Origin of the sequence: Clostridioides sp. ZZV14-6387 (assembly GCF_020657835.1) — a bacterium.
Taxonomy (GTDB): Bacteria; Bacillota; Clostridia; order Peptostreptococcales; family Peptostreptococcaceae; genus Clostridioides; species Clostridioides difficile_A.
Genome location: NZ_JAGWCW010000002.1, coordinates 237,233 through 244,487 on the forward strand (window position 1 = coordinate 237,233; position 7,255 = coordinate 244,487).

At 26.1% G+C, this 7,255-nt stretch carries 8 protein-coding genes; 5 read left to right on the forward strand and 3 right to left on the reverse strand.

What is annotated here, in order from left to right:
* Nucleotides 1-397 precede the first annotated feature (397 nt).
* A complete protein-coding gene (locus KGF38_RS02275) occupies nucleotides 398-1,210 on the forward strand; it encodes an Mrp/NBP35 family ATP-binding protein (protein ID WP_054270210.1) in 813 nt (270 codons plus the stop codon).
* 86 nt (nucleotides 1,211-1,296) lie between these two features.
* Here KGF38_RS02275 and KGF38_RS02280 read toward each other — a convergent pair whose 3' ends face one another.
* A complete protein-coding gene (locus tag KGF38_RS02280; RefSeq protein ID WP_054270209.1) occupies nucleotides 1,297-1,488 on the reverse strand; it encodes a hypothetical protein in 192 nt (63 codons plus the stop codon).
* 714 nt (nucleotides 1,489-2,202) lie between these two features.
* Here KGF38_RS02280 and KGF38_RS02285 point away from each other — a divergent pair.
* Both KGF38_RS02285 and KGF38_RS02290 read left to right on the forward strand, forming a co-directional pair.
* On the forward strand, nucleotides 2,203-3,822 hold the full coding sequence (locus tag KGF38_RS02285) for a Na/Pi cotransporter family protein (RefSeq protein WP_074179403.1): 1,620 nt from the start codon (nucleotides 2,203-2,205) through the stop codon (nucleotides 3,820-3,822).
* 268 nt (nucleotides 3,823-4,090) lie between these two features.
* Nucleotides 4,091-4,285, forward strand: a complete 195-nt coding sequence (locus tag KGF38_RS02290; protein WP_074179404.1) for a peptide ABC transporter substrate-binding protein — start codon at nucleotides 4,091-4,093, stop codon at nucleotides 4,283-4,285.
* Between the two features lie 141 nt (nucleotides 4,286-4,426).
* Here the strand turns inward: KGF38_RS02290 and KGF38_RS02295 are convergent, their stop codons facing one another.
* Together KGF38_RS02295 and KGF38_RS02300 are read right to left on the reverse strand one after the other, a co-directional pair.
* A complete protein-coding gene (locus tag KGF38_RS02295) occupies nucleotides 4,427-4,984 on the reverse strand; it encodes a CD3072 family TudS-related putative desulfidase (RefSeq protein ID WP_074179405.1) in 558 nt (185 codons plus the stop codon).
* A 326-nt stretch (nucleotides 4,985-5,310) separates the two neighbouring features.
* Nucleotides 5,311-5,592, reverse strand: a complete 282-nt coding sequence (locus tag KGF38_RS02300) for a hypothetical protein (RefSeq protein WP_003420428.1) — start codon at nucleotides 5,590-5,592, stop codon at nucleotides 5,311-5,313.
* A gap of 311 nt (nucleotides 5,593-5,903) precedes the next feature.
* Between KGF38_RS02300 and KGF38_RS02305 the strand changes: the two genes are divergently transcribed.
* Both KGF38_RS02305 and KGF38_RS02310 read left to right on the forward strand, forming a co-directional pair.
* Entirely contained in the window at nucleotides 5,904-6,713 is an 810-nt protein-coding gene (locus tag KGF38_RS02305) for a response regulator transcription factor (protein ID WP_054270205.1), read from the forward strand.
* 41 nt (nucleotides 6,714-6,754) lie between these two features.
* Complete coding sequence (locus KGF38_RS02310) at nucleotides 6,755-7,027, forward strand: DUF3795 domain-containing protein (protein ID WP_054270204.1); 273 nt, start codon at nucleotides 6,755-6,757, stop codon at nucleotides 7,025-7,027.
* Nucleotides 7,028-7,255 lie beyond the last annotated feature (228 nt).

Genomic DNA, 7,255 nt, shown 5'->3' on the forward strand with positions numbered 1-7,255 from the left:
TAAAATACTTAAACGCTATTATCTATAATAAAACATTTACTACTACATTCCTAATTATATCTTTTTTCTTTGCAATTTTTAATTGTTTTTTCATCAAATTTTTATAAAATATACATCTAATTCCCAGTTACACTTATAAAATGACCAGTTATGCATAATATATTGAAATATTTTCCATATATTTATATGATTAATGTCTATAGGTCAGTTGAAATAATCACTTTTTAGAAGGTTATAATTTTTTTATTACCTTCTTTTTTTATTATAAATTATAAATCAATCAACAGAAAATATTCTAAGTTACTTTTAAATAATGACTTTATGGTTCAATTGTACTAAAATAGTATATGTAGGTTACAAATGACCTAATAAATATTAAAGTTTGGAGGTAATAGATATGGCAGATTGTAATTCATGTCCATCAAAGGGAAATTGTAATAGTCAATCAAATTGTTCTATTGAAAATAACCCTAACAATAAATTTGGAAAAATAATTGGTGTTATGAGTGGAAAAGGTGGGGTTGGAAAATCAACTGTAACTGCTTTACTTGCTAATAAGCTAAATAAAATGGGATATAAGGTTGGTATATTAGATTCAGATATAACTGGACCAAGTATTCCTAGACTTATGGGTGTAAAAAATGTAAAAGCTTATTCTGATGGCTCTTATATTTATCCTGTAGAAAATGCAAATAACATAAAAGTAATGTCTATAAACCTTATGATAGATGATGAAAATGAACCTGTTGTTTGGAGAGGACCTTTACTTGGAGGAGTTGTAAAACAATTTTATACTGATGTTCTTTGGGAGGAATTAGACTACTTATTAATAGATATGCCTCCTGGTACTGGAGATGTTGCATTAACTGTTATGCAATCTATCCCTATAAGTGGAATAGTTATGGTTTCTGTACCTCAAGATTTAGTATCTATGATTGTATCAAAAGCAGTTAATATGGCTAAAAAAATGAACATAAATGTTCTTGGAGTTATTGAAAACATGAGTTATATCCAATGTCCTGATTGTTCTAAAAAAATCAAGTTATTTGATGGAGAATCTACTGAGACATTTTTAAATGATTTAGATTTAGAACTTTTAGGAGAACTTCCTATGACTAAAGAAATCATAGATATTACTCATAATGGTGTTACAGAAATTAGCGATGATTTAGATTCAATATTAACTAATGTTGTTGAAAAAATCAAATAAATAGCAATTTTATAGTTTATATTTAACGTAAAAGAGGCTTGTCTTTATTTTGCAACAATACAAATAAATACAGACCTCTTTTATGCTTATCTATGTTTTAAATACACAAAATATTCTTCTATAATATCTCTATTTTTTACTTTTACCAAATATTCATTATAATGAGCATTATATGGTTGTGTCATTTTACATTCTATTACATTTTCTATGTCTTCCAATTCTAAAAGTTCTACATCTTTTAAAAATTTTCTCTCTATAAGTTCCATTAATCTTTCCATAAAACATCCCCACTTCCCCTATAATTAAGATAAACTAGGTATTTTTTTAATTACAAAATTTACCTGTTTATTATATTATATCCAATATCTTAAGGTTTCTAACATAACTAATAATTATTTTAATAAAATATACATTAATTTATATTAAATCTATTTATAATAAGTATTTTTACATATTATCTGTGCCCTTGATGCTATATATTTAGTATTTTTTCGATTATATAAAGAATTCCTCTAACAAGTCTCTGACACATAAAACAGTATCATAATCTCCAAATACAGCACAGTTTTTGCTTTCTTCATAAAATAGCTGCTTTTATACCTTCTTTCTAAGCACTATATTTAAACTTGATTTAGAAGCATTTTCTATCTCATCTATTGATGTATATGATGTAAAAGTTACATTTACATCTTTTTTAAAAAAGGATGATATCTTTTACACAATTTTTACAAACATGGTTAATTCTTTGTTAAATCAATTATACATAAAATAAGCCAAATCTTAGTTAAAGTCTTTAAATTACTATATATATCGAATTTTCTTAAATTAACAACAACTTAAAAATTTAACATTCTCTTAACGTATACTTAACAAAACATTAATATTTTTATTGACAAAATTTGTTATTCTATATTAAGGAAACAATAAATTTTAGTTAATAAAGTTTATAATTCAGATAAAAAATTTATTAATTTCTTAAGGGAGGAAATATCGTGAATATAGCAATTAGTCTTATCGGTGGACTTGGACTTTTTCTTTATGGAATGAGTTTAATGGGAGAAGGTTTACAAAAATCGGCAGGAGACAAATTAAAAAAAATTATTGAACTCTTAACAAGTAATGTTGTTATGGGTGTACTGGTAGGTACAGTTGTTACAGGTATTATACAAAGTTCAAGTGCTACTACGGTTATGGTTGTAGGATTTGTAAATGCAGGAATAATGAATCTAAGTCAAGCTATTGGTGTAATAATGGGAGCAAATATAGGTACTACAGTTACTGCCCAATTAGTTTCATTTAATCTTGAAGGAATAGCACCAATTGCTCTAGGTGTAGGTATTGTATTCTATTTATTTACATCAAATCAAAAAACAAAACATTTATCTGAAATACTTATTGGCTTTGGTATATTGTTTACAGGAATGGAATTTATGAAAGATGCAGTGGCACCACTTGCTGAATATAAAGCATTTACTGATGTACTCTTATATTTTAGTAAAAATCCTCTATTAGGTATATTAGCAGGATTTGCTATAACAGGTATTATACAAAGTTCAAGTGCATCTATGGGTATGTTAATAGCCTTGGCTTCTCAAGGAATACTACCTCTATCAGCTGCTTTACCTATCCTTTATGGAGATAATATTGGTACTTGTGTTACTTCACTTTTATCTAGTGTTGGTGCAAGCAGGAATGCTAGACGTGCAGCTGTAATGCATCTAAGCTTCAATGTAATTGGTACAATCATATTTATGGTTGTTTTAAATAAACCTATATCAGCTATAGTTACTCATTTTAACCCAACTGATACAGCTAGACAAATAGCAAACGCACATACTTTATTTAACCTTACAAATGTTATAATATTATTACCATTTTCTAAATACATAGTTAAATTAGCAAGTAAACTTATACCTATTAAAGAAACTGAATCAGAAGTAGTAAATAATACTAAGTACTTAGATGAAAGAATGTTTAGTACTCCATCTATAGCACTTGGTAATACTGTACAAGAAGTTGTAAGAATGGGACACAAAGCTACAAATTCTTTAGAACATGCAATTGCAGGATTCTTAAATAAGAGTAGTGATGATATTAATAAAACTTTTGAATCAGAAAAAGTTGTCAATAAATTACAAAAAGATATACTGAACTATCTATTAAAACTTTCTAAAGAACCTCTTAGAGACGATGAACGTTTTAGAACAGATTTACTTTTTAACACTGTAAATGATATCGAAAGAGTATCTGACCATGCAGAAAATATAGCTGAATTAGCTATGAGTGTTAAAGAAATGAATATTAGCTTCTCTGACAGTGCAATAAAAGAAATATACCAAATATACAATAAAACTATGACTAACTTCAAGGATGCTTTAATAGTTTTAGATGTTAAAGATTTTGAGTTAGCAAACAAGGTTTTAGAAGTTGAAAATGAAGTAAATTACTTAGAAAAAACTTTTAGAAATTCACACATGATTAGATTAAATAATGGAAGTTGTACAATAGATGCTGGTGTGCTTTATCTTGACTTACTTACTAATTTAGAAAGAATTTCTGACCATTCAACAAATATCGTAAAACAAGTATTAAAACTTAAACAAAAAATATAGTGATTGCTTTTATATGTAATCCTAATAAATAAAAAATAAGAAGCCATAAATGATACTTATATTATTTATAGCTTCTTATTTTTTATTCAAGATTCAAATTCTTATCTTATTTAGTATCAAACTATTATTATTTAGATTATTCATAAGCATTTTAATAAAAATTTAATACCTTAATATAATAGATTTATTTCATTTTTAATACAATTGTATCATCTAAATATGTTATTATATATTTGAATATTGTCATATTAATAGGAGGGGTTCTACAATGATAAATTATATGGTGGACATTGTATATAGTGAAAAAATAAGTGAAGTAGAAAAGACACTGAAAAGTGAAAATATTCAATATGAATTTACTTCTCGTGATGGTTTTATATTTTTTGGTTTTTATGAGATGACAGATACATACAGGTTTGAAACTTTGTGTTCAGATGAAAAAATTCAATTTAAAAGAATATAATAAATTTAAAAAAGTACATATTTTTAGGTTATATAAAAAAACAGGGCGTCTTTGCCAGCACTTGGCTGCCACGTCCCGTTTTTTTATTATTCTGCCTTTATTATACTACTAATAAATCTTATTCCAAAAATAAGTACCAAATCAATGTAATAACTCATTTTTTTGAATTAATGTTGTTATCTTCATTATGTAGTCATCTGTACTCTTTAATCCTATCATTGGAATTGATAAATTCTCTTTTTCAAGTTTTTCATAAAGTTCTGACATAAACAAACCCTTATCATTGATTTCTTCATCATTGTCTGAAGTAGTATCAACTCCACAATTTGGAGAACGATTAGCACCTATAATACCTAGTATCTTAAAACCATATTTGTTATATTCTAAGATTTGTTGCATCACATAATCGACTAATAGTTGTAACTTTTTATATTTATCATCTTTTTGCATTTCTTTCCTAATTCTTGTATTCTCTTTTACTACATCTTCATTAGCACCATTTTCATTTCCCCTATCAATTCCCAAACAACTAAGTTCTGGACATGGTAATTGAACAATACCTACTTCTTCATTAACAAATAATTCAATTACATCCTTAAATGTTGCAGGATATATGGCAGTCCCATCTGAAATAGCATTTTGATTTAATAAACAATGTGCTATAAAAACTACTTTCTTGCTTCTTCCATCTGTAAACATGTTTTCCTCCTCCACTTTTTCTAGTTCTGACCCTTTGGCTATAAAAAATACTCCCAATATTCTACTTAATAACACTGTATTCTTTAACTTGGATTTATTTGCTAACTTTACAAAGTAATATACTATTTATATTATACTATACAACATACATTTACATCTATTTCCAAAATGGTAATATTTTAATAATATATACATTTAAACTTTACATACAAAAAATACACATCTATAAATTATAAATGTGTATTATATACTAACAATAAGCTGAACTTTCCTACTAATTCTTAATTAGTTATATTTTTTCAAAATAAAATTCATATAAATTAGGTCTATTGCACGATTGAGACCTTAATAATATCTCCATTTTTTCTTTCCAAGTGAACTACCTCTCCAGTTAGGTCATAGTCAAATGCTTTGACTAATATCTCAGTAACCTTTTTACCATCAACTACATCATCTTTTCCATTAAATAAATCCAAAGCATTATTCTCAATCATTCTCTTTGCAAAATTTACAGGTAATTTTATATGTATTTTATCGCCTGTATGTGATAAAACTCTTATTCTCAAAAACTTTTCTAAATTGTTTCTTGGTGTTTGTTTTGATGCCATGCTATTAAACCACTCTCCTTTATTTTTTATTTAATAATAAATTTTATTCTTAAAAATATCTTTATATGTGTTTATTATGAAAGTAATACTATTCTTTTCTAATCTTGATTTATATTTACTCTTATTTAATATACATTTAGTGGCATCTATAATTTATAATAATTGTATATTTTGAAATTTTACCTTACAATTATTGTATCTGAATTTAATAAGAACATATTATTAAAATATTTCAGTTGAATCAAATTTTGTTTATTATATATTAAAATAAATTGGCATATTTGTTCTTAATATATTAGGAGGATTTACTTATGAATAAAATAATCAATAATATTTTAAATACTTGCAAACAGTATACATATATTTTGCCACATAAATTGTTAAGACCATATATAGCACACTATACAATAGCTATTCCCGATATAAATACTAAAGAAAATCTTACATTAATACCTGATGCTAGTGGATGTATGATATTTGAATTTGATAAAAAGAGTATGGATAGTGAATTTTGGGGAGCTACAACGAAAACTATAATTGTAAAAAACGACATAGAAAGTGTACTATTTCGAGTATTTGTTGAGTTTCGTCCAGGTGGAGTATATTATTTAACAGGTTTTTCTCAAAGAGAATCCACTGACTTAAAAATTAAACTTGAAGATTTTAATACATTATTTAGCTCAGAGATTAATTCTATTTTTGAAAAAACGAGCACTCTAAAAGAATTAATAGAAGAATTAGATATGTTATTTTTATCATACTTGTTCAAATCAAATATAATAGATATGACTATCCCAATCCTTGAAAATACAAGAAAACAGAACTCCATTATGTCAGTTAAAAATATTTCTCAAATCAGTTGTTATAGTGAACGTCATATAAATAGGATTTTTAATAATTCTCTTGGCATGAGTATCAAATCCTATCTTAGATTACTTCGTATAAATCTTGTATTACAAGAAGTACAAAATAATAATATGCCATTTACAACTTTAGCTCAAGATATTGGATATTATGACCAATCCCATTTTATAAATGATTTTAAATCTATCTGTGGGGTTAATCCAACAACCTATATAAAAAATTTGTCCGATTTTTACAATGAAAAGTATAAGTTTTGATGTACAATCATATAAAATTTATATTTAAGGAGTGAGTAACAATGATAGAATCAAGATGTGGAATTTTATGTTATGAATGTGAGTACAAAGGAAAGGTCAATTGCAAAGGATGTACATATATTGATAAACCTTTTTGGGGTGAAGAATGCCCTGTAAAATCATGTTGTGAAAATAAAAATCTTACACATTGTGGTCTATGTGATACATTTCCATGTGAAATGCTTAATCAATTTGCATATGATAAAGAACAAGGTGATGATGGAAAAAGAATCGTTCAGTGTAAGGAATGGGCTAGCTCCAGCATTACGAATTAATATATCTCTATATTATAAAACAAATCTTTTTAAACTGTTGTTGCTAACCTACAACAGTTTTTATAATTTAATTTAAAGGTTATTAAGTTAATTTAATAGAATAGTAATTTATTGATTGAAAAATAGCTACGCACACTAGTGACTTTAGTCATGAGTTAGTAGCTAAAATAGTCAGCATATAGGGAAACTTATATGTAGAGATAGGATAGAACCTATCCAATACTACTT